We start from the raw sequence: 20,690 nt of genomic DNA on the forward strand, positions 1-20,690 counted from the left end.
AACTAAAGGGAGGTCCTCTAGGTGGCAAAATTTGAATATCGTTTCCCCGAACTCGGTGAAGGTCTGCATGAAGGCGAAATTATCAAAATGCACATCAAGCCGGGAGATAAAGTAACCGATGATGATATCATTATGGAAGTACAGAACGACAAGGCTGTAATTGAAGTTCCTTGTCCGGTAAATGGTACGGTCCAAGAAGTATTCGGTAAAGACGGCGCCATCTTCCGCGTAGGTGATGTTGTGGCTGTAATTGATGCAGAAGGCGAAGTGCCTGAACAGGAAGCACCTCCTGAGCAGCACGGCAGCCAAGAAGCAGACGCTTCCAAAGGTGGAGCGGATACAACTTCATCTCCGGCTTCCGACAGCCCTTCTGAAGCGAAGCAAGGAGAAGCAGCAGGAGCACCTGCACCAGCAGCTCCTAACAAAGAAGTTCTGGCTACGCCAAGCGTTCGCAAATTCGCTCGTGAACAGGGCATCGACTTGTCCCAAGTAAGCGGCACAGGTACTGCCGGCAAGATTACTCGTGAAGATGTAGAAGCCTTCAAGAATGGCGGCGGTGCAGCAGCTCCGGCACCTGCAGCTGGCGAAGCGAAGTCTGAAGCTAAAGCGGCTCCTGCTGCAGCAGCGGCCGGTAATGCTCATGTTGAAGAGGAACGCGTTCCATTCAAAGGCATCCGTAAAGCAATTTCGAATGCGATGGTTAAATCCGCCTATACGGCGCCGCACGTTACGATCATGGACGAAGTTGACGTGACTGAACTGGTTGCTTTCCGTACACGCATGAAGCCAATTGCCGAGAAGAAAGGCACTAAAGTGACTTATCTTCCATTCATCGTGAAAGCTTTGGTTGCAGCATCCCGTCAGTACCCTGCACTTAATGCTTCCATCGACGAAGAGGCTGGCGAAATCGTCTACAAGAAGCACTATGATATTGGTATTGCAACTGATACAGACAACGGCTTGATCGTTCCTGTAATCAAGGACGCTGACCGTAAGAGCATCTGGATGATTGCGGATGCAATTCGTGATCTTGCAGCTCGCGGCCGTGATGGCAAGCTCAGCGCATCTGAAATGAAAGGCAGCACGATCTCGATCTCTAACATTGGTTCTGCTGGCGGTATGTTCTTTACACCGATTATCAACTACCCTGAGGTAGCTATTCTGGGTACAGGACGTATTTCCGAGAAGCCAGTTGTGAAGAATGGCGAAATTGTAGTTGCTCCAGTAATGGCTCTTTCCCTGAGCTTCGACCACCGTCTGATCGATGGTGCAACGGCTCAGAACTTTATGAACTACATTAAATCACTGCTCGCTAACCCTGAGCTGTTGGTTATGGAGGTGTAAGGAATGGTAGTAGGAGACGCTTCTCTTGATATCGATACATTAGTAGTTGGTGCCGGTCCCGGCGGTTATGTAGCAGCCATTCGTGCTGCCCAGCTCGGACAAAAGGTAATCATCGTAGATAAATCGGAACTCGGCGGTGTATGTTTGAACCGCGGATGTATCCCTTCCAAAGCCCTGATCTCGGCAGCTCATCAATATGAAGCTGCCAAGCATGGCGATGCATTTGGTATTTCTGCTGACAACGTGAAAGTTGACTTCTCCAAGACACAAGAGTTCAAGAACGGTGTCGTGAAGAAGATGACTCAAGGTGTTGGCGGATTGCTGAAAGGTAACAAGGTTGAAGTATTTAACGGTGAAGTTATGTTCATTAACGAGAACGAGGCTCGTGCGTTCAATGATCATGAATCTCCACGTTACCGCTTTAAGCACTGCATCCTGGCAACAGGTTCCCGTCCAATTGAACTTAAGCCATTCCCATTTGGCGGACGTATTCTTTCTTCTACCGAAGCTCTGCAGCTTGAAGAGATTCCTTCAAGCCTGGTTGTTATCGGTGGTGGATATATCGGTGCTGAGCTTGGCCAAATGTTCTCCAAATTCGGTACTAAAGTAACGATCATCGAAGGTCTGGATACTGTGCTTCCTGGCTTTGATAAAGACATGACCCGTCTTGTTGCTAAGAGCATGGAGAAGACAGGCATCGAAATCGTTACAAATGCAAAAGCGGAAAGTGCTGAGCAAACAGACAAGAACGTTACTGTGAAATACTCCGTTAATGGAGAAAGCAAAGAAGTAACAGCCGATTACCTTCTGGTAACTGTTGGACGTCGTCCAAATACCGATGGGGATCTGGGTCTTGATCTTGCAGGTGTAGAATTGACTGACCGCGGTCTTGTCAAAGTCGATCACCAAGGCCGTACAAGCAATCCGAAGATTTTCGCTATCGGCGATATTGTTCCAGGTCTTGCACTGGCTCATAAAGCATCTTACGAAGGTAAAGTGGCAGCAGAGGCGATCTCCGGACTTCCATCTGTAGTTGACTACAAAGCTATGCCTGCGGTTGTATTTACAGATCCTGAATGCTCCAGCGTAGGTTATACGGAGAAAGAAGCCAAGGAGAAGGGTTATAAAGTGAAAGCCGGTAAATTCCCGTTTGCGGGTAATGGCCGTGCAACTTCCCTGAACGCACCTGACGGCTTTATCAAGATTGTAGCAAACGAAGAGAACAACGTTGTTCTCGGTGCTCAAATCGTAGGTATTGAAGCTTCCAACTTGATCGCTGAACTTGGTCTTGCTGTGGAAATGGGAGCAACTCTTGAAGATATCTCCCTTACCATACATGCTCACCCAACACTTGGCGAAATTGTTATGGAAACAGCAGAGCTTGTTGAAGGTCATCCGATCCACGTATTGTCTCGCTAATCTTCATGTAGCCTGTGTATCCAATCATAGGTCTCTTAAGCAAATGTGAATTTTTTAAGGCAAGAACGTACTGGCGTTCTTGCCTTTCTTTTTTTTGTCTGTTAACAAGATAGGCAGCCACGTGATATATTACATTAGAGGGAAAGTCGGAGGTGTGTTACGGTGCAAAGTTATTTAGATTTGCTTCAAGATATTAAAGATCATGGTACAAGGAAAGATGACCGGACAGGTACCGGCACGATTTCCGTGTTCGGACGTCAGCTTCGCTTTGATCTGAGCAAAGGCTTCCCCCTTGTGACCACCAAGAGAATTCACTTAAAGTCTGTCATACACGAATTGTTGTGGTTCCTTAAAGGAGACACCAACATCGCATACTTGAAAGAGCATGGGGTCCGCATATGGGATGAATGGGCAGATGAGAACGGAGATCTTGGCCCGGTATATGGCTCGCAGTGGCGCTCTTGGGAGACACCGGAAGGTAAGCATATCGATCAGATTACGAATGTGGTCGAGGCGATTAGACGAAATCCAGATTCTCGCAGACATCTGGTTAGCGCTTGGAATGTAGCTGAGATTGAGCATATGAAGCTTCCGCCTTGTCATTTTGTGTTTCAATTCTATGTAGCTGACGGCAAGCTGTCCTGTATGCTTACGATGCGCTCTGTAGATTCTTTTCTAGGCCTGCCGTTCAATATTGCCAGCTATGCGCTGTTAACACATATGGTGGCCCAGCAGTGCGATCTGGAGGTCGGCGAGTTCATTTGGTCTGGCGGAGATGTGCACATTTATACAAATCATCTCGAACAGGTCAATTTACAGTTAACCCGTGAACCTTATGAACTGCCTCAATTGGTTATCAAGCGAAAGCCGGATTCCATTTTTGATTATACCTACGAAGATTTTGAGTTCTTGAATTATAATTATCATCCGGCCATCAAAGCTCCGGTATCAGTCTGATAAGAGAACAGCGGAGGAGGGAAGGTTCCTTTTTCCGCGTAACAGGAGGTCGGTATGTAATGGGGATTACGCTTATATGGGCTATGGCACGAGGCGGCGTAATGGGCAAGGATAATAAGCTGCCTTGGCGGCTGCCGGCCGATTTGGCCTTTTTCAAGGCACAAACGTTAGGAAAGACCATGGTCATGGGCAGAAAAACCTGGGAATCTATTGGAAGCAAGCCATTGCCGGGACGGCGAAATGTTGTTCTTACTATGGACGAGCGTTATGTCGCTGAGGGCGGGGAGACGATCCACTCCGTTCAGGAGGGACTTGATCTGCAGCAGTCAGGTGAAGAGCTGATGGTGATTGGCGGAGCTGGCGTATTTGAGCATTTCCTTCCCTATGCCGATAAGCTGCTGGTTACCTTTATTGATGAGGACATTGAAGGGGATGTTATTTTTCCCGAATTGGATTGGTCCGAGTTCAAGGTGATTGAAGAAGTGCAAGGTGTCCAGGATGAGAAGAATCGCTATCCGTATCGGTTTGTGACATATGAACGCGTTAAAGCAGCTACGTAATAATGCAAACTATTATAGATAAAGTCCATTAATATGATTCGCACCGAATGATAATATATTTTAACATCAGGGTAAAATTCGACATTTATTATAAAGGGAACAGTTGATTTCTGTACGATTTGTTCTTTTTATTGTGGATGAGCTGGAGAGAAGTTAGGTTTAGTTCATTCCGTATAGATAAGCAAAACAAAGAGATGGGGGAAAAGTTAGATGTCTACACCTACGGGGTTTATGGAATTCAAACGACAGCTTCCGGGAGACCGCAGTCCCTCTGAACGGGTAAAGGACTGGGAAGAGTTCCATAAACATATGTCTGAAGAGGAACTACGGACACAGGGTGCCCGCTGTATGGATTGCGGTACACCTTACTGCCATACTGGTATTGATATGACTGGAGGAACTTCGGGCTGTCCGGTGCACAACCTGATTCCGGAGTGGAATAACCTGGTTTATCGCGGACAATGGAAGGATGCATTGGATCGTCTTCACAAGACGAATAACTTCCCAGAATTCACAGGACGGATCTGCCCTGCACCTTGTGAAGGTTCCTGTACGGTAGGTCTGATTGGTCAGCCGGTTACGATCAAGACCATCGAAGAAGCCATTATTGAGAGAGGCTTTGAAGAAGGTTGGGTTGTTGCAGAGCCGCCTGAGAAACGTACAGGCAAGCGTGTAGCTGTTGTGGGCTCCGGACCTGCTGGACTTGCATGTGCGGCACAGCTGAATAAAGCTGGTCACGAAGTTACCGTATATGAGAGATCCGACCGCGTCGGCGGTCTGCTGATGTACGGAATTCCTTCCATGAAGCTGGATAAATCAGTCGTGGAGAGACGGGTTAACCTTCTCGTAGAGGAAGGCGTTAAATTTGTTACCAATACCGAGATCGGTAAGGACATTCCTGCACAGCAGCTGGTTGATGAGTTCGATGCTGTTGTCCTGTGCGGTGGTGCTACCAAGCCGCGCGAGTTCAACATTGAGGGAAGCGACCTGAAGGGTGTGCAGTATGCAATGCCTTTCCTGAACAGCACCATTAAGAGCTATCTGGACTCCGGCCTTCAAGACGGACAATACATCTCTGCAGAAGGTAAAGATGTTATCGTTATCGGCGGCGGGGATACAGGCTCTGACTGTGTAGCTACGTCCCTGCGTCACGGATGCAGAAGCATTACTCAATTCGGTACGCATACCAAGGCTCCTTTGGAACGTGATCCGATCCAGAACCCTTGGCCGCAGTTCCCGAACGTCTATACACTTGATTATGCCCAAGAAGAGGCTAAAGCACTTTACGGTGAAGACCCACGTGAATTCTCCATCATGACCACTAAATTTGTTGGGGATGAGGAAGGGAATCTCAAAGAGCTTCATACCATCCAGATTCAACGTATCGTTGATGAGACTGGCCGTAAGATCTATCAGCCGATTCCGGGTACAGAGCGTGTGTTCCCTGCACAAATGGCTTTGATCGCAATCGGATTTGACGGACCTGAGAATACTATCATTAATGAGCTCTCGCTGGATACAGACCGCCGCTCCAATGTAAAAGCACAATATGGCAAGTACAAGACCAATGCAGATAAAGTATTTGCTGCAGGCGACATGCGCCGTGGTCAAAGTCTGGTTGTATGGGCAATTAACGAAGGACGCGAAGCTGCTCGTGAAGTAGATAAATTTTTGATGGGTGCCTCGGTTCTAGCTTAAGTCTAGTACTAGGAGGAATGTACAGACTGTTCATTCCTTCTACCGAATTATGATATAATATTAGAATGCAACGGGGCTGCGCTGTGCGCAGCTCTTTTTTTGCCGAAAAGGACTTGGGAGAGGGGAAGCGTCTCACCATGAAAACATTAGTAATCGCAGAGAAACCGGATATGGGACGAACCATTGCGGCCGTGATTGAGCCGAAGGCGAAGAATAACCGGTCCTATCTAGAGGGCGAACAATATATCATAACCTGGGCTATTGGCCATCTGCTTGGTCTGGCTGAACCGGATGCTTATGATCCTAAATATAAAAGATGGAATTTCTCTGATCTGCCGATTCTACCGGATCACTTCAAGATTGTGCCGAATCCGAAGACGAAAGATCAGCTCAAAATTATTGGTGAACTATCTAAGCGCTCCGATAAGATCGTGAATGCCTGTGACGCCGGGCGGGAAGGGCAGTATATTTTTGCCCTGATTCAGCAGCAGCTGAAGATTACCCAGCCGGTTAGAAGGCTGTGGATCTCTGATTTGACCGCAGAGAGCATAGCGAAGGGCTTTGCCGAGCTGAAAGACAGCTCGGAATTTGCGAATCTGACTATTGCCGCTAGGGCAAGAAGCGAGGCCGATTGGCTGGTCGGCATGAATGCTTCGAGAGCTTTTACAACTAAGCATAAGGAGCTGCTCTCCGTCGGGAGAGTTCAGACGCCGGTACTTGCGCTAATCTATGACAGACAGAAGGAAATCGAAAGCTTCGACTCACTCACTTATTACGAGATCAAGGCAGAATTTCAGCAGCAAGAGCGCAGTTATTCGGGCTCATGGCAGGGCGAAAGGATGACAGATAAAGAGAAGGCCGATCTGATTGCGAACAAGGTTCGAGGCAAAGAAGGCAGGATCACAGAGTACGAAGTCAAGGACACGAAGGAGTACCCATTCAAGCTGTATGACTTGACGCTGCTGCAGCGTGAGGCGAATGCGAAGTATGGATACTCAGCCAAGAAAACTCTGGATATTGCTCAGGCTCTTTATGAGAAGCATAAGGTAATCACGTATCCGCGTACAAGCTCGAACTATGTGACGGAGCAGAATATTGAGGGCATGCACAAGGCGCTCCACATGCTTAAATCGACCGGGTATCAAGAACTTGCCAGTGGAGCCCATCCCAATCTGGTTCATAAAAATAATAAGTCGATCTGTAACCCCTCGCGGGTTGAGGATCACCATGCCATTCTTCCTACCCTTAAGCGTGCAGGGACTCTAAGCTCAGAGGAACAGAACGTGTACGATTTGGTCATACGCAGATTTCTGTCCCAGTTCTACCCCCCAGCTGAGTACAAACAGCACACAGTACTTACCGAGGTAGAAGGCGAGACCTTCAAGACGAATGTGAAGCAGCTGGTCTCCTTGGGCTGGAAGGTCTGTCAAGGTACGGAAGAGGCGCGCAAATCGAGTGCTAGAGGCAAGAAGAAGGATGAGGAAGAGGAGACAGAGGAGCTTGTGAGTGAGCCGTTCAGTGTTGACCCAGGTCAACATGTCCTCTGCAAGTCATCCGAGGTGAAGGAGAAGGCAACCCAGCCGCCGAAGGCTTATACTGAGGGGACTCTGCTCAAGGCTATGGAGAGTGCCGGTAAGCAGCTGGAGAACGAAGAGCTTCGCGAAGTAATGAAGGATGCGGGACTCGGAACTCCGGCGACACGCGCAGCGACGATTGAGCGGCTAAAGAAGGTTGGGTATATTACCATGCAGGGGAAAAGAATCACCGTGACGCCTAAAGGCCGTACGGCTGTTGAATTAATACGCCATGCCGGCGTTGAGCTTCTAACCTCCCCGGAGATGACCGGACAATGGGAGCGGCGTCTCCATCAAATCTCCAAAGGCGAAGCAGCCGGAGAGAAATTCATGGAGAATGTTAAGAAGTTCACCGTCTCTATAATCGAGAAAGTCCGCAGTCAGCCGAAGGCTTCTGCTTCTCTATTCGAGGGTGAGGCGAATCCGACAGGACGACGGAGTGCAGGAACGCGGCAGGGTGAGGGATCGGCAAGCGCAAGAACGCGTAAAGGGAAACCCTCCGGGGATTCTGGCCTCAAAGTCAGTGCCAGTGCACCTGCCGAACGAATTGCTCTGGGAACCTGTCCCCGTTCCGGCTGCGGCGGTCAGCTTATTGAAGGCAAGAAGGGGTACGGGTGTACTCATTTCAAACAGGGATGCGGGTTTGTGATCTGGAAAGAATACTCTGGCAAGAAGATCTCTCATTCTATGCTGGCCTCTCTCATAGAGAAGGGGCAGACTCAGCTGCTGTCTTTTAAGGATGGAGAGCGTGAGTATAAAGCAAGAATTATGCTTCAGGACAAAGAGAAAGGCCAGCTTGAGCTCGAACGAGTGGAATAATCTACACAAAAAGACGGACCCTTTAAAGGGTCCGTTTCTTTTGTTTGGCGGCGATGCTTTCAGCGATGATATTTGGGACCTCCTCCAGGGAGGAGACGGTATACATAGCTGTAGTCGGTTCATTTTTCAGTTCAACCACATTATAGGACCATTCATTGGGCAGCTTGATATAGATGGTGTTAATGCCTGCTGCCAGAGCCGGAATGATATCTGTACGAAGACTGTTGCCAATCATCCAGGTCTGTTCCCGGTCGAAATGGCGGGAATTGAGAATCTGCTCTAAAGCTTCTTCGTTTTTGTGCTGACGGATATAGATTCGGTCATGGAAGTAAGAAGCAAGCTTCATCTGTTCAATTTTGCGTTCCTGAATGGCTTTCTCCCCGCCCGTGTACAGATTAAGCTCATGACCTTGACTCTCCAAAATATCAAGAGTCTCCACCATGCCCGGATAAGGTTCAATATTCTGATCATATACACTCATCCCAAGCTCCATAAGCTGGTTCTCTTCGGCCGTATCGACCTCCCGACCAGTCATTCTGGAGAAGTAATGATAGGTCTCAATCATGGACTGGGGAAAATGTTTGCTTGCAAAGCCGGTTTTCAGAACGCCTGCCACATCGATTTCAATTTGTTTGCTGCGAATTTCAGCTGTAGTTAGCTCATAGGCGCTGAACCAATTCAGCATTACATCAGCAAACTTGCTCAGGATCATCTCAAAATACTTGTTGCAGTGGATAAGCGTGTCATCCATATCGAATATAATCTGTTGGCGGTTATGATAATTGTTCATAGCAGGCTGCTCCTCTCTACAGTAGTACTTATCTGCTGCTTAGTATAACTAGAATATTGATATTATATTTGAATATACGTCTCCAGGAAAATCTGCAATTCGGAGATGCCGTCAGGGCGGAAGCAGAATCTCTCCTGATCATGGGTGCCCAGATGAACCCGAAGCAGTCCGGCGACCCGGAGCAGCCTTAGATGGTACATTAGAGTCTCTTCGGATTCATTCAGGAACTGCTGCATCTCGGGTAGAGATTTCGGTTCATTTGCGAGATAACGCAGCATTCGGAGCCGTTCCGGGGCCGCCAGAGCACGGGTTAACCGTAAAAGGTAATTCGGCGCTTCATTGGCATCCCCTGGAGGTAGATCAACAGGATATTGGATCAGCAGCATATTGTTGTAGAAACAATAGGTATTAATCGGGCGTAAATGGATTATCGGAAGCAGAATAACCTGCTCGATTGGCAGATCATCCGAGACGATCAATCCGCCGGAAGCATAATCGATGAGACTCTCGGGATCCATTTTGTCCAGCAGAGCGAGCTTCTCGGCAGCGTCCTCTTCAAGAAGAGGGACATACATAGACTCAATTTCTTTAAAGTACACATCGTACCATATCTGAAGTAAAGGCACATAATTATCGCGAATAAGAAGTGCTTTTTCAGCAGTCAACTCGGGTATGTATGAGTGAACCCTGTCACAAAGTTCTTCCGAAGACGTAGTCTGCAGGAAGTGAAGATAATCCTCAATTTGCTGGTGCTCCCCGCGCTCGATTGCCCATGCGTAGAGAACATCATAATCCTCAAAGGGCCATGAAGCAGCCTCGGCAAAAGCTGCACGAGTCGTTTCGTTAAGACGTGAATTGATGGTGTCGCTCCACTCAGGACCCATGTCGATATTATTCGTCCATTTGCGTACAATATGAACCAAGAAGCTGCCAAGCAGTTCATAGACCGGAGACACGTCTACTTTTACCGTATAAGCCATGTGAAAGGTGACCTCCCAAAAATAATGCTTTATTTTTTCATTATGGCTTGTTCGCTGACGAGTGTCCACTATAAACAATTGACCACTTGATTATTAACGCAGGGACGCTCCTTTCAAACAAGAAAAAGATAAGATAGAATAAGAAATAGAGATTTAGGGGCTAAAGGGGAGCTAAAGAGATGATTGAAGTCAGTCAGTTAAGTAAGGTTGTAGGAACAGAGAAGAGAACAGTTATAGATCAGGTTAATCTGAGCTTTAATCAGGGTGAGATGATCGGAGTTGTCGGCCCGAGCGGAAGCGGGAAGAGTACACTACTCCGCTGCCTGGCCCTACGCAGCCCGTGGACTTCAGGCCGTTACACTTATGAAGGCAAGGAAATTATTAAGTCGGGCGGACGAGGTTCCTCGGAGTTCCGTTCGAAGTTCGCTTACTTGGAACAAAATCCAGAGCTGAATTTACAGAAGACTGCACTGAAGAATGTAGTGATCGGTCAGGCCGGTCAGACCTCTTGGATAAGAAGATTAACCGGTTCGATCCGCTCGGACGATTACATGGGTGCTATGGATGAGCTGGAAAAGTTCGGGCTGCTCGATAAAGCTCATGTTCAAGCAGGCAAATTAAGCGGGGGTGAGCGACAGCGGGTGGCCATCTGCCGCGCATTAGTTCACGGTGCTCAGTTAATTGCTGCGGATGAGCCTGTAATCGGATTGGATAAGTATGCAGCTGAAAAGGTTCTTACCACGTTAAAAGAATTGTGTACCCGTGATAAAGCGACGGTGATCGCTGTCTTGCCGCTGGAACTTGCGGAGCAATACTGTTCCCGGTTATGGGGAATTAATGAAGGACGGCTGCAGTGGGATATCGAAGGAAGAAGATTAACCCAGGAAGAGAAGCAGCTGATCTAGATGGAAAGAGTGATTGGATTGGCTAAAGCAAGGTGGTTGAATATTGCGGCAGGTTGTCTATGTCTGGCTGTCCTGAGCGGATGTGATCTTATTACGGATCCTAAGATGTTAATGAAGCCTCCTCAGTTGACATCCAGTCAGCAGTCCCTGAGAAGTGTAATTGAAGCGCACACCCCGCCGGATATGCGTCTGCAGCCGCGAGGGCTTAATGACATCCAGTCGATCCAGACCGGAGATTTGGACAACAACGGTAACCTTGATGCGGTAGTGTTCTTCGAGAGTACGAAAGGGGACGCAAATGCTCAGGGTATGATCCTTGAAGAGACGGATGACACATGGGTCATCAAGCAGCAATTTGAAGGAGACGGGCGAAGTCTCGTGTCACTTGAATACAGAGATCTCAATCATGACGGAAGAATGGAAATTCTCGCCGGCTTCAGTAATGAAGATATGGATTCGCGTAAAACTCTTGCCGTGTATACTTTTACTGGGCAGAAGGTGGACAAGATTCTACTTGCTCCGTACTCCAATTATTTGGTTGAAGATTTGAATGATGATGATCTGCTGGAAATAACAACTGTAGATTTCAAGAAGAATGACTACAATCTAGTGACCTGCTATCAGATAAAAGCCGATCAAGCCATAAAGCTTGACACTCTTCAGCTTGGAGCTGGTCTAAATGATTATTTGAATGTAATGTCCGGCAAAGTAACTCCGAACCAGAGAGGAATTATTTTGGATGCTTCCTATTTGACACATTCAGCTTATTCAACGTTAATCATGATGAAGGATAATAAGCTGGTTAATGTGCTTGATCAGGATGATAATTTGAATGACCTTCCGATTCGGAGCGGGGACGTGAATGATGATGATATTTTGGAAATGGGAAGGCTTAAGATCCCGTCCGGCTGGGAGAAGATAATCCTGGATAAGCCGCCGCGGTTCCTAGATTACTACCAGTGGGAAGAGAAGGTAACTTCGGGAGACTTAAAGGACATGAAGTTCATCAAGGAGCAGTACATGGACCCGGACGGCAGATTCGTATTTGATTTCCCGGATAACCTGAAAGGAAAGGTTACGCTGGATCAGAACTCTGTCGTGGATCAATATTTGCGGTTCATCAGGATTGACAATCATGAACTGGTGGCCGAGATCAAATTCGTTCCCCTGTCCCAGTGGGAGAAGCTGAAGCCGGAATGGTCACTGCTTATGCGAGATAATGATCAGGTTATCGCTTATAAGACCTCATTCAATACGGAGATTATGAAGAAAAATTTGAGATAGCAGATCGTTTCAATTAGAGAGGATGTTAGTAGCTGTGAGTAAAGTTCTTATTATGGAAGACGAGGAGTCTATCCGCAGTTTTATAGTAATTAATCTGAAGCGTAACGGCTTTGAAGTACTGGAGGCCGCCGATGGAAATGAGGCACTCAGCAAGCTGACGAGTGTTCCGGATATTGATATTGCGCTGCTGGACGTGATGGTCCCGGGCATAGACGGATTTGAAGTCTGCCGGCGTATACGTGAGACGAATGAGCGCATTGGGATTATATTCTTAACAGCTAAGGTTCAGGAGCAGGATAAAGTATATGCTTTGTCTGTTGGAGCAGATGATCATGTGAGCAAACCTTTTAGCCCCACAGAGCTGATCGCACGTATTCACTCCTTGCTGCGGCGGGTTAATGTATATAGAGAGACAAGTGCGAAGGTTAGTTTCACCTCAGGACCTTTTACCTTGGATCTGATCACCAAGCAATTTAAGAAGAATAGCACGATGATTGAACTGACGCCTACAGAGTTCTCACTAATCCAGTATTTCCTTGAGAAGGAGAATACCCCGCTCAGCCGTGACCAGCTGCTTGATCATGTATGGGGCAAGGAGTATATGGGCGATCCGAAGATCGTGGATGTGAACATCCGAAGAATTCGTCAGAAGATCGAGGCCAACCCGTCAGATCCGTCCTATCTGCAGACCGTATGGGGACACGGTTATAAGTGGAAGGGCGAAGGTCAATGATTAGTAAAGGGATCGGTCGCCAGATCGTTCTTCATTATTTTATCGTGGTGTTTGTTACGCTGTTAATGGTTGAGATCATCTTTCTGTTCGCAATACGAACTTACTACTATGACAGCATTTATAACCATATTGCCAATCATGCGGCCATGGTAACCGATAACTTCCAGAATTCCGACAAGTCGGAGGTTCAGGAAGATACCGCTTTTTTCAGCAATATTATATCCGTATTCTCCCTGGCCAACACGGAGCTGCAGGTGCTTGACCGTCAAGGTAATATACTTATAACGAACAGCTCTTTCCAGTCTCATAGGCCTGTGGAGACGAGTGATCTGTCACAGGCACTTACCAACAACATCGGCAAATGGATCGGTCGTGAGCCGGATACCGGGGAAATGGTGATGTCGGTTTCAAGCCCAATTCAGTTATTGGGAGAGAACAAGTACGTTATAAGGTATATCACCTCCATGGAGCCGATTAATTCCAAGCTGCTGAATATCACTTTGCTTGCCGCATTAGTGGGTGTAGTCATCTTGGCTGTGGTGCTGCTGTTCAGCATGGGACTAGCCAACTCCATAGTAAAACCAATCAATAATATCCGGGCCGTGTCTGCGCAAATGGCCCGTGGGAGGTTTGACGTCCGCGTCAAAGGGGAATACAAATATGAGCTTGGAGAATTGGCCAGCACCCTGAATTATATGGCACAAGAAATTGTCCGGGGTAATCAAATCAAGGATGATTTCATTTCTTCCATTTCACATGAGCTGCGCACTCCGCTTACAGGAATTAAAGGCTGGAGCGAAACGTTGACCTCCGGCGGCTTTGATCCTGAGGAGACCAAGATCGGGATGCAGATTATAGCGAAGGAGACCGATCGGCTGATTGGTCTGGTTGAGGAAATGCTCGACTTCTCCAAACTGCAGCAAAATGAGATGAAGCTGGTTATAGTCTCGGTGAATCTCAAAGAAATTCTCCAAGAGACGATGCTGAATGTATGGGCTAAAGCCGAACAAAAACGGATTCAAATCAAACTGGATGACCATACCGATGCTGCCATTATGGTACCTGGTGATGGCAATCGGTTAAAGCAGGTTTTCTTGAATCTTGTAGATAATGCGATTAAATTCTCTACAGAAGATTCCTGGATTCATCTGGATATTCGTACACAGGATAACTGGGCAGTTGTTGAAGTTATAGACAGCGGGATAGGGATAAGCGAGGAGCACTTGCGCCGGGTTAAGGACCGCTTCTTTCAGGTGAATCATCAAGGTGGAGGTACGGGACTTGGACTTGCGATAAGTCAACAGCTCGTAGAACTGCATAACGGGGAAATGGAGATGCGTAGTGAACTGGGTGTCGGAACGACGGTAAGTATTCGTCTCCCTCTGCTGGATGAACTGAATAAGAATGAAGCTTAAGATTTCCGTTTAGGTAAAGAGGATTCGGGAGAAGAGGATGATCTGTCATGAGCAAGCCTGTAGGAATGCTGACACTGCCAGACCAACAGCTGGAAATTCATCTGGCGGACCAAGAAGATACTGACCTGATATGTCAAATGCTGATAGAAGCAGCACAATGGATGATCTCGCAAGGTATTTATCAATGGAATCCCGAACAATTCACAAGAGAAGAGATTTTGTCGTATTTTGAATATCGAGAAATCTACATGATCTACGCCCAGACGGAACCTGCAGCCATGTTTACTTTACAGCAGAGTGACCCTGATTATTGGGGGATGCGTAACAGCAAGGGATATAACTATCTACACCGCCTTACCGTAAGAAGAAAGTTCAGCAGTGCCGGGTTAGGCTCCTATATCGTTGACTGGGCCGCTGAGCGGACTCGGGCAAATGGAAGGAAGGGGCTTCGTCTTGACTGTCTGGCGCAGAATCTTAAGCTGAACAGCTTCTATCAGAAGCTTGGCTTCCGCTATATGGGGACGGCGCTGAAGAACGGGCGCGAATATAACCTGTATGAACAGTGGGAAGCTTCGGGTACTGACGGAGAGGACGAACCGGTAGATTTTGTCTATTTCAATGAAAAGGACTTCCACCTTCTGCAAAGCTGGTCGGCCTCCGAGGCATTCCAGTTGCAGTGGGCTGGCGGAAGATGGTCCTATCCTCTTACCGATGATGACCTGAATGCTTATATTATGGATGCTAACTTACCTTGGAAATCCCATTGCTTAATCTTCAAGGTGATTCACCGGCTCTCCAAGGAGATTATAGGACATATTAGCCTAAGCCAAATTGACCGTAAAAATCGTTCAGCGCGCATAAGCCGTGTAATTCTGGGGAATCCCGAGTACCGAGGACGCGGTATAGGCAAAGCCATGATTATGGAGATGCTCAGGATTGGATTTCAGTCTTTGAATTTGCACCGGATAACGCTGGGTGTCTTTGATTTCAACAGACCGGCAATCCAGCTGTACTTGTCCACCGGGTTCAAGAAGGAAGGGCTTATGCGCGAGAAGACACTGTATCGTAACGAATATTGGAGCTTGATAGAGATGAGCATGCTGCGCAGCGAGTGGGAAGAGCTATATGGTGAAGAACGATAGCGAGTAAGAGAGGGCGGACCTACATATCCGCTCTTTTTTGTGCAGGTAGGAAGAAGGTCCAGCTTACATGTATATGGATATACAAAAAAGAGCGGATCATAATGATCCGCTCTGATACTAATTAAGATGACATTCCGCCAGCCCGAAGGCGGCTCGCATTATCATAGACCTCTTTAAGAAGTCGTGCAGGCTGAGGACGAACAGCCGGCTTCGCTACAACGGTCTCACCTGGACCGATGACCATAACTTCATTGGCGTTGCCTTTGATGATTGCGCCGTCCTTGATCACGGCGCCTTCACCGATGATCGCACGCTCAATCACAACATTGCGTCCGATCTTGGCATGAGGCATGATAATACTGTCTTTGATTTTGCTAAAACGGCCAACTTCGGTACCACCGAACAGCACGGAACGCTCAGCATAACCTTCAAGACCGCAGTTATCGTGAACCATGGAAGAATTGGCTTGAATCGCACGATGTTTGACTCCAGACTTTCTAGTGTGCTGTTCATTCGTGTACATTGGCCAAGCTTCGTTGTGCAGCTTCCATTCTGCCGACTCATCGAGAAGGTCCATATGAGCTTCCCAAAGGCTGTCTACTGTACCCACGTCTCTCCAGTATCCTTTGAATTCATAAGCATAAAGGGGAGTGTTTCCGGCAAGCATGTTGGGTATAACGTCTTTACCGAAGTCATGGGAAGAATTCGGATTAAGGGCATCCTCGGACAAATGCTGTTTCAGATAGTCCCATTTAAAAATGTAGATCCCCATGGAAGCCAGATTGCTTTGCGGTTCCTTTGGTTTTTCTGCAAATTCAGTGATCCGATATTGATCATCTGTCGTCATCACACCGAAACGGTGAGCTTCATTCCAAGGTACCGGCATTACAGAGATAGTAGCGCTGGCACCGGATTCTATATGGAAATCAAGCATTTCACGATAATTCATATGATAAATATGATCGCCTGATAAGATAAGTACATGTTCCGGATTTTGAGATTCAATGTACTCCATATTTTGGTAAATGGCATCTGCTGTGCCAGAATATTCATCAGAACCTGTATTGTAAGAAGGAAGAAGTGCGATTCCTCCATTGTCTGTCTGTGTCAGACCCCAGGCATCACCATCACCGATATGGCTGTGAAGTGAATCCGCCTCATACTGGGTAAGAACTCCGATCGTATCAATACCTGAGTTAACGCAGTTACTGAGAGGAAAATCAATTATTCTGTATCGACCGCCAAACGGCACAGCCGGCTTTGCTTGCTTGGACGTAAGTGGAGATAATCTGCGACCTTCTCCTCCGGCTAGCAGCATGGCAATGCATTCTTTCTTGTTCATTACGTTTCCCTCCCAAGGATTATGTCAGTGTAGTATTTACATAAACGAAAAAGCCCATAGTTGAAACTATTTTATTGTGGATTCCATGAAAAATTACATTTTTATTTTCTTTTTGTAAATTCTTAATTCATTCCCTTATCATTGGGGTAATAAACTAAGTGGACTATGCTTAAAAAGGCGGTGGAGAGTTGTCAGAGAACCTGTATAAACAAAAAAAATCAATTTCGCCTCTGGACGTATACCTATTCCATGAAGGAACTTTATATCGCAGTTACCGTTCTCTTGGGGCTCATCTTACAGAAGAAGAAGGAATCTCCGGAGTTCGGTTCACGGTCTGGGCACCTCATGCACAGCATGTGGGTCTGGCTTCTGACTTCAATCAGTGGAAGGGAGAACACGATCCTTTATATAAGATGCCCGATTCAGGGCTTTGGAGTCGCTTTTTCCCGGGGATCACGGAAGGTACTTTTTACAAGTATGAAATTACGGGTCCGGATGGGCAGACATTCCTCAAAGCCGACCCGTACGCGTTTCATGCTGAAGTAAGACCTGCTACCGCATCTGTAGTAAGTTCGCTGGAAGGTTACCAATGGGGTGACGGCAGCTGGCGCCGGAAGAACAGGGCTCCTTACCAGAAACCGATGAATATCTACGAAATTCATTTCGGGACCTGGAAACAGAAGGAGGACGGGTCATTTTATACCTACCGGGAAATGGCGGATTTGCTGATTCCTTACATACAAGAAATGGGCTATACGCATATTGAAATTATGCCCCTGGCCGAACATCCTTATGATTTATCCTGGGGGTACCAGATTACGGGCTATTTCGCACCTACAAGCCGCTATGGAACGCCAAAGGATCTCATGTATTTTGTAGATCGCTGCCATCAGGCGAACATTGGTGTAATTCTGGACTGGGTGCCTGGGCACTTTACCCGTGACGCCCATGGACTGCGGCTGTTTGACGGTACACCTCAGTTCGAGTACGAGGATCCCCGTAAGGCGGATAAGCCCGGTTGGGGAACGCTGAGCTTCGACTTTGGCAAGCCTGAGGTTCGCTCGTTCCTCATCTCCAATGCCCTTTACTGGCTGGACATGTACCATTTCGATGGTCTGCGTGTAGATGCGGTAACTAGTATGGTGAGGCTTGATTTCGAGAAAAGTGAAGGCCAGTATGTGTCGAACGAGTTCGGGGGTTACGAGAACCTGGAAGCAACCGCCTTCCTCCGCCAGCTGAACGAAGCTGTATTTCAGGCGCATCCGCACACACTGATGATGGCTGAAGAATCCAGTGCCTGGCCGCTAGTTACGTCACCGGTTCATGAAGGTGGACTCGGGTTCAACTATAAATGGAATATGGGCTGGATGAATGATACGCTGGATTATGTAGAGACGGACTTTTACAATAGACCGCACCATCACAACCTGCTTACTTTTCCTATCGTGTATGCCTATTCCGAGAATTTCACGCTGCCGCTCTCGCATGATGAAGTGGTACATGGCAAGAAGTCATTACTGGACAAAATGCCAGGGAACTATGAGGAGAAATTTGCAGGTCTTCGCGTGCTGCTCGGGTACCAATTGACAAGTCCGGGCAAGAAGCTTCTCTTCATGGGAGGAGAGTTCGGACAGTTCATCGAATGGAGAGACCAGGGTGAGCTGGATTGGTTCCTGCTGGATTATGACGCTCATCGGCAAATGCTGAAGTACACGGCGGCCCTTAACCACTTTTACCTTCAGGAAAAGGCGCTTTGGGAGCTGGACCATGGAATGGAAGGGTACGAATGGGTATCCCCGCATGATGCTTCACAAAGTGTCATATCCTTTTTCCGTAAAGGTAAAAGACCTGGCGACAGCCTGCTAGTTGTCATCAACTTCCAGCCTGTGAACAGGGATCAGTACCGGCTTGGAGTTGCCAAGCCTGGGAATTATGAACTGGTCTTCACGAGTGACGCCAAGGAGTTCGGCGGCTCAGGACTGAGCCCATCGTCCATCAAATCGGAGAAGATATCTTGGCATAATCAGCCATACAGTATTGAAATATCCGTTCCTCCGCTGAGCATTTCGATCTGGAAGAAATCCGGTAGATCAGCCAAGAGGGAACAGAGCGAGCCGCTAAGCAGCAGTACGGCGCAAGAGGCTCCAAAGCAGCGTAAGACTACAAAGAGGAGGAAGTCGACATGAAAATTTTATTTGCGGCTGCAGAAGCCATACCCTTCGTAAAAACCGGTGGACTGGCTGATGTGATTGGAGCTTTGCCCAAAGCTCTTCTCAAAGCAGGTCATGATGTTCGAATTGTGCTGCCGAAGTACAAAGCGGTTCCGGATCAATTTCGGAGTCAGCTTGAACCGGTGGATATTATCCAGGTTCCCTTAGCCTGGAGGTCGCAGTATTGCGGCATCGAAGAGCTAACCTTTGAAGGAATCCCCGTCTATTTCATAGACAACGAATTTTATTACGGACGGGATGGAATCTATGGCTACGGTGATGATGGGGAGCGCTTTGCCTTTTTCAACCGGGCCGTACTTGAAATTTTGCCATACATCGACTTCCAGCCAGATGTGATCCACTGTCATGATTGGCATGCCGCACTCATTCCGGTATTACTGAGGCATCATTATTTACACAATCCTTTCTATCAGTCCGTAAGAACCGTATTTACGGTACATAACTTGCTCTATCAAGGCATATTCCCTTACGAAGTTATGCCCGATCTCCTTGACCTCCCGAATGACTATTTTACGCCGGATGGTCTGGAATATTACGGAAATGTCAACTACCTCAAAGCAGGACTGGTCTATGCAGACCATGTGACCACGGTAAGTCCGACCTATGCGGAAGAGATTAAGACCGAGTATTATGGTTATGGTCTTGACGGTCTGCTCAGATCGCTTGGAGGGAAGCTATCCGGTATTGTCAACGGAATTGATACCAAGCTGTATAACCCGGCAACGGATACCGAGATCCCTGCTAAATACAGAACCAGTCTTAACAAGAAGCGCGAGAACAAGCCATTCCTTCAGCAAGAACTGGGTCTACCTGTAGATCCCAAGATTCCTCTTATCTCCATGGTTACCCGGCTTGTGGACTCCAAAGGACTGGAACTAGTCAGAAGAGTTCTGGATGAGCTTTTGTATTTCGACAATATCCAAGTGGTGGTTCTGGGAACCGGGGAGTATGAATATGAGCAGTGGTTCAAGGAGGCGGCGAATCGTCACCCCAGCAAGCTGTCCGCCCAAATTAAATTCAATGATGGATTATCGCGGCGAATTTATGCGGGAAGTGACATCTTCCTGATGCCTTCCAAATTTGAACCCTGCGGGATCAGTCAGCTGCTGGCTCTACGCTACGGAAGTATTCCGGTAGTAAGAGAGACCGGAGGACTTAATGACACGGTTCAATCCTTTAATGAATTTACCGGAGAGGGGAACGGCTTCTCCTTCAACCATTACAATGCTCATGACATGCTGTATACTCTTCGGCGGGCTGTTCATATGTATCATCAACCTGATCAGTGGAAGAAGATTGTACGCAATGCTTTTGCCGGGGATTACAGCTGGAACGTGTCTGCGGAGAGGTATTTGGAGATTTATCAGAGTGTACTTAATTAGAAATGTATAAATTGTATAGAATAATGAAGATGAACAGACGGCATTCTAATGAATGTCGTCTGATTTGCTTACTGGGGTTTTTTTCCTGACGTTGGTTCGGACCTTTCTTATTGCA

At 47.4% G+C, this 20,690-nt stretch carries 16 protein-coding genes; 13 read left to right on the forward strand and 3 right to left on the reverse strand.

Annotated features, from left to right (window positions below; genetic code table 11):
- The first annotated feature begins 21 nt into the window (after window positions 1-21).
- The 6 genes from ACEN86_RS10000 (at window position 22) to ACEN86_RS10025 (ending at window position 8,371) form a co-directional block, all read left to right on the forward strand.
- Window positions 22-1,344 (forward strand): dihydrolipoamide acetyltransferase family protein, encoded by a 1,323-nt coding sequence (locus tag ACEN86_RS10000; RefSeq protein WP_495634121.1) that lies wholly within the window; start codon window positions 22-24, stop codon window positions 1,342-1,344.
- A gap of 3 nt (window positions 1,345-1,347) precedes the next feature.
- Entirely contained in the window at window positions 1,348-2,763 is a 1,416-nt protein-coding gene (gene lpdA / locus ACEN86_RS10005) for a dihydrolipoyl dehydrogenase (protein ID WP_495634122.1), read from the forward strand.
- Window positions 2,764-2,925: 162 nt separating this feature from the next.
- Complete coding sequence (gene thyA / locus ACEN86_RS10010; protein WP_495634123.1) at window positions 2,926-3,720, forward strand: thymidylate synthase; 795 nt, start codon at window positions 2,926-2,928, stop codon at window positions 3,718-3,720.
- A 59-nt stretch (window positions 3,721-3,779) separates the two neighbouring features.
- Entirely contained in the window at window positions 3,780-4,280 is a 501-nt protein-coding gene (locus ACEN86_RS10015) for a dihydrofolate reductase (protein ID WP_495634124.1), read from the forward strand.
- Between the two features lie 210 nt (window positions 4,281-4,490).
- On the forward strand, window positions 4,491-5,978 hold the full coding sequence (locus tag ACEN86_RS10020) for a glutamate synthase subunit beta (RefSeq protein ID WP_495634125.1): 1,488 nt from the start codon (window positions 4,491-4,493) through the stop codon (window positions 5,976-5,978).
- 137 nt (window positions 5,979-6,115) lie between these two features.
- Window positions 6,116-8,371, forward strand: coding sequence for a type IA DNA topoisomerase (locus tag ACEN86_RS10025; RefSeq protein ID WP_495634126.1), 2,256 nt, complete (start codon window positions 6,116-6,118; stop codon window positions 8,369-8,371).
- A gap of 22 nt (window positions 8,372-8,393) precedes the next feature.
- Here the strand turns inward: ACEN86_RS10025 and ACEN86_RS10030 are convergent, their stop codons facing one another.
- Together ACEN86_RS10030 and ACEN86_RS10035 are read right to left on the reverse strand one after the other, a co-directional pair.
- Entirely contained in the window at window positions 8,394-9,161 is a 768-nt protein-coding gene (locus tag ACEN86_RS10030; RefSeq protein ID WP_495634127.1) for an HAD family hydrolase, read from the reverse strand.
- A gap of 62 nt (window positions 9,162-9,223) precedes the next feature.
- Window positions 9,224-10,141 carry a helix-turn-helix domain-containing protein gene (locus tag ACEN86_RS10035; protein ID WP_495634128.1) on the reverse strand — a complete coding sequence of 306 codons (918 nt, stop codon included), beginning with the start codon at window positions 10,139-10,141 and terminating at the stop codon, window positions 9,224-9,226.
- 179 nt (window positions 10,142-10,320) lie between these two features.
- Between ACEN86_RS10035 and ACEN86_RS10040 the strand changes: the two genes are divergently transcribed.
- Genes ACEN86_RS10040 through ACEN86_RS10060 form a run of 5 tightly spaced genes read left to right on the forward strand, consistent with a single transcriptional unit; the run spans window position 10,321 to window position 15,620 of the window.
- Window positions 10,321-11,046 carry a phosphonate ABC transporter ATP-binding protein gene (locus tag ACEN86_RS10040; RefSeq protein ID WP_495634129.1) on the forward strand — a complete coding sequence of 242 codons (726 nt, stop codon included), beginning with the start codon at window positions 10,321-10,323 and terminating at the stop codon, window positions 11,044-11,046.
- Window positions 11,047-12,330 (forward strand): hypothetical protein, encoded by a 1,284-nt coding sequence (locus ACEN86_RS10045; RefSeq protein WP_495634130.1) that lies wholly within the window; start codon window positions 11,047-11,049, stop codon window positions 12,328-12,330. It begins immediately after the preceding gene.
- 34 nt (window positions 12,331-12,364) lie between these two features.
- Window positions 12,365-13,063, forward strand: coding sequence for a response regulator transcription factor (locus ACEN86_RS10050; RefSeq protein WP_495634131.1), 699 nt, complete (start codon window positions 12,365-12,367; stop codon window positions 13,061-13,063).
- Entirely contained in the window at window positions 13,060-14,478 is a 1,419-nt protein-coding gene (locus ACEN86_RS10055) for a sensor histidine kinase (protein WP_495634132.1), read from the forward strand. Before ACEN86_RS10050 ends, ACEN86_RS10055 begins: the two co-directional genes overlap by 4 nt.
- A gap of 47 nt (window positions 14,479-14,525) precedes the next feature.
- Complete coding sequence (locus tag ACEN86_RS10060) at window positions 14,526-15,620, forward strand: GNAT family N-acetyltransferase (RefSeq protein WP_495634133.1); 1,095 nt, start codon at window positions 14,526-14,528, stop codon at window positions 15,618-15,620.
- 121 nt (window positions 15,621-15,741) lie between these two features.
- On the opposite strand, the gene ACEN86_RS10065 is transcribed toward ACEN86_RS10060, so the two are convergent.
- Window positions 15,742-16,962, reverse strand: a complete 1,221-nt coding sequence (locus ACEN86_RS10065; RefSeq protein ID WP_495634134.1) for a glucose-1-phosphate adenylyltransferase — start codon at window positions 16,960-16,962, stop codon at window positions 15,742-15,744.
- A gap of 188 nt (window positions 16,963-17,150) precedes the next feature.
- On the opposite strand from ACEN86_RS10065, the gene glgB reads away from it, so the two are divergent.
- Window positions 17,151-19,148: a 1,4-alpha-glucan branching protein GlgB gene (glgB, locus tag ACEN86_RS10070; protein WP_495634135.1), complete on the forward strand. Its 1,998-nt coding sequence runs from the start codon at window positions 17,151-17,153 to the stop codon at window positions 19,146-19,148.
- Window positions 19,145-20,575 carry a glycogen synthase GlgA gene (gene glgA / locus ACEN86_RS10075; RefSeq protein ID WP_495634136.1) on the forward strand — a complete coding sequence of 477 codons (1,431 nt, stop codon included), beginning with the start codon at window positions 19,145-19,147 and terminating at the stop codon, window positions 20,573-20,575. The genes glgB and glgA overlap by 4 nt, the downstream gene beginning before the upstream one ends.
- The last annotated feature ends 115 nt before the right edge of the window (window positions 20,576-20,690 follow it).

It is taken from the genome of Paenibacillus sp. Paensp111 (genome assembly GCF_059492195.1).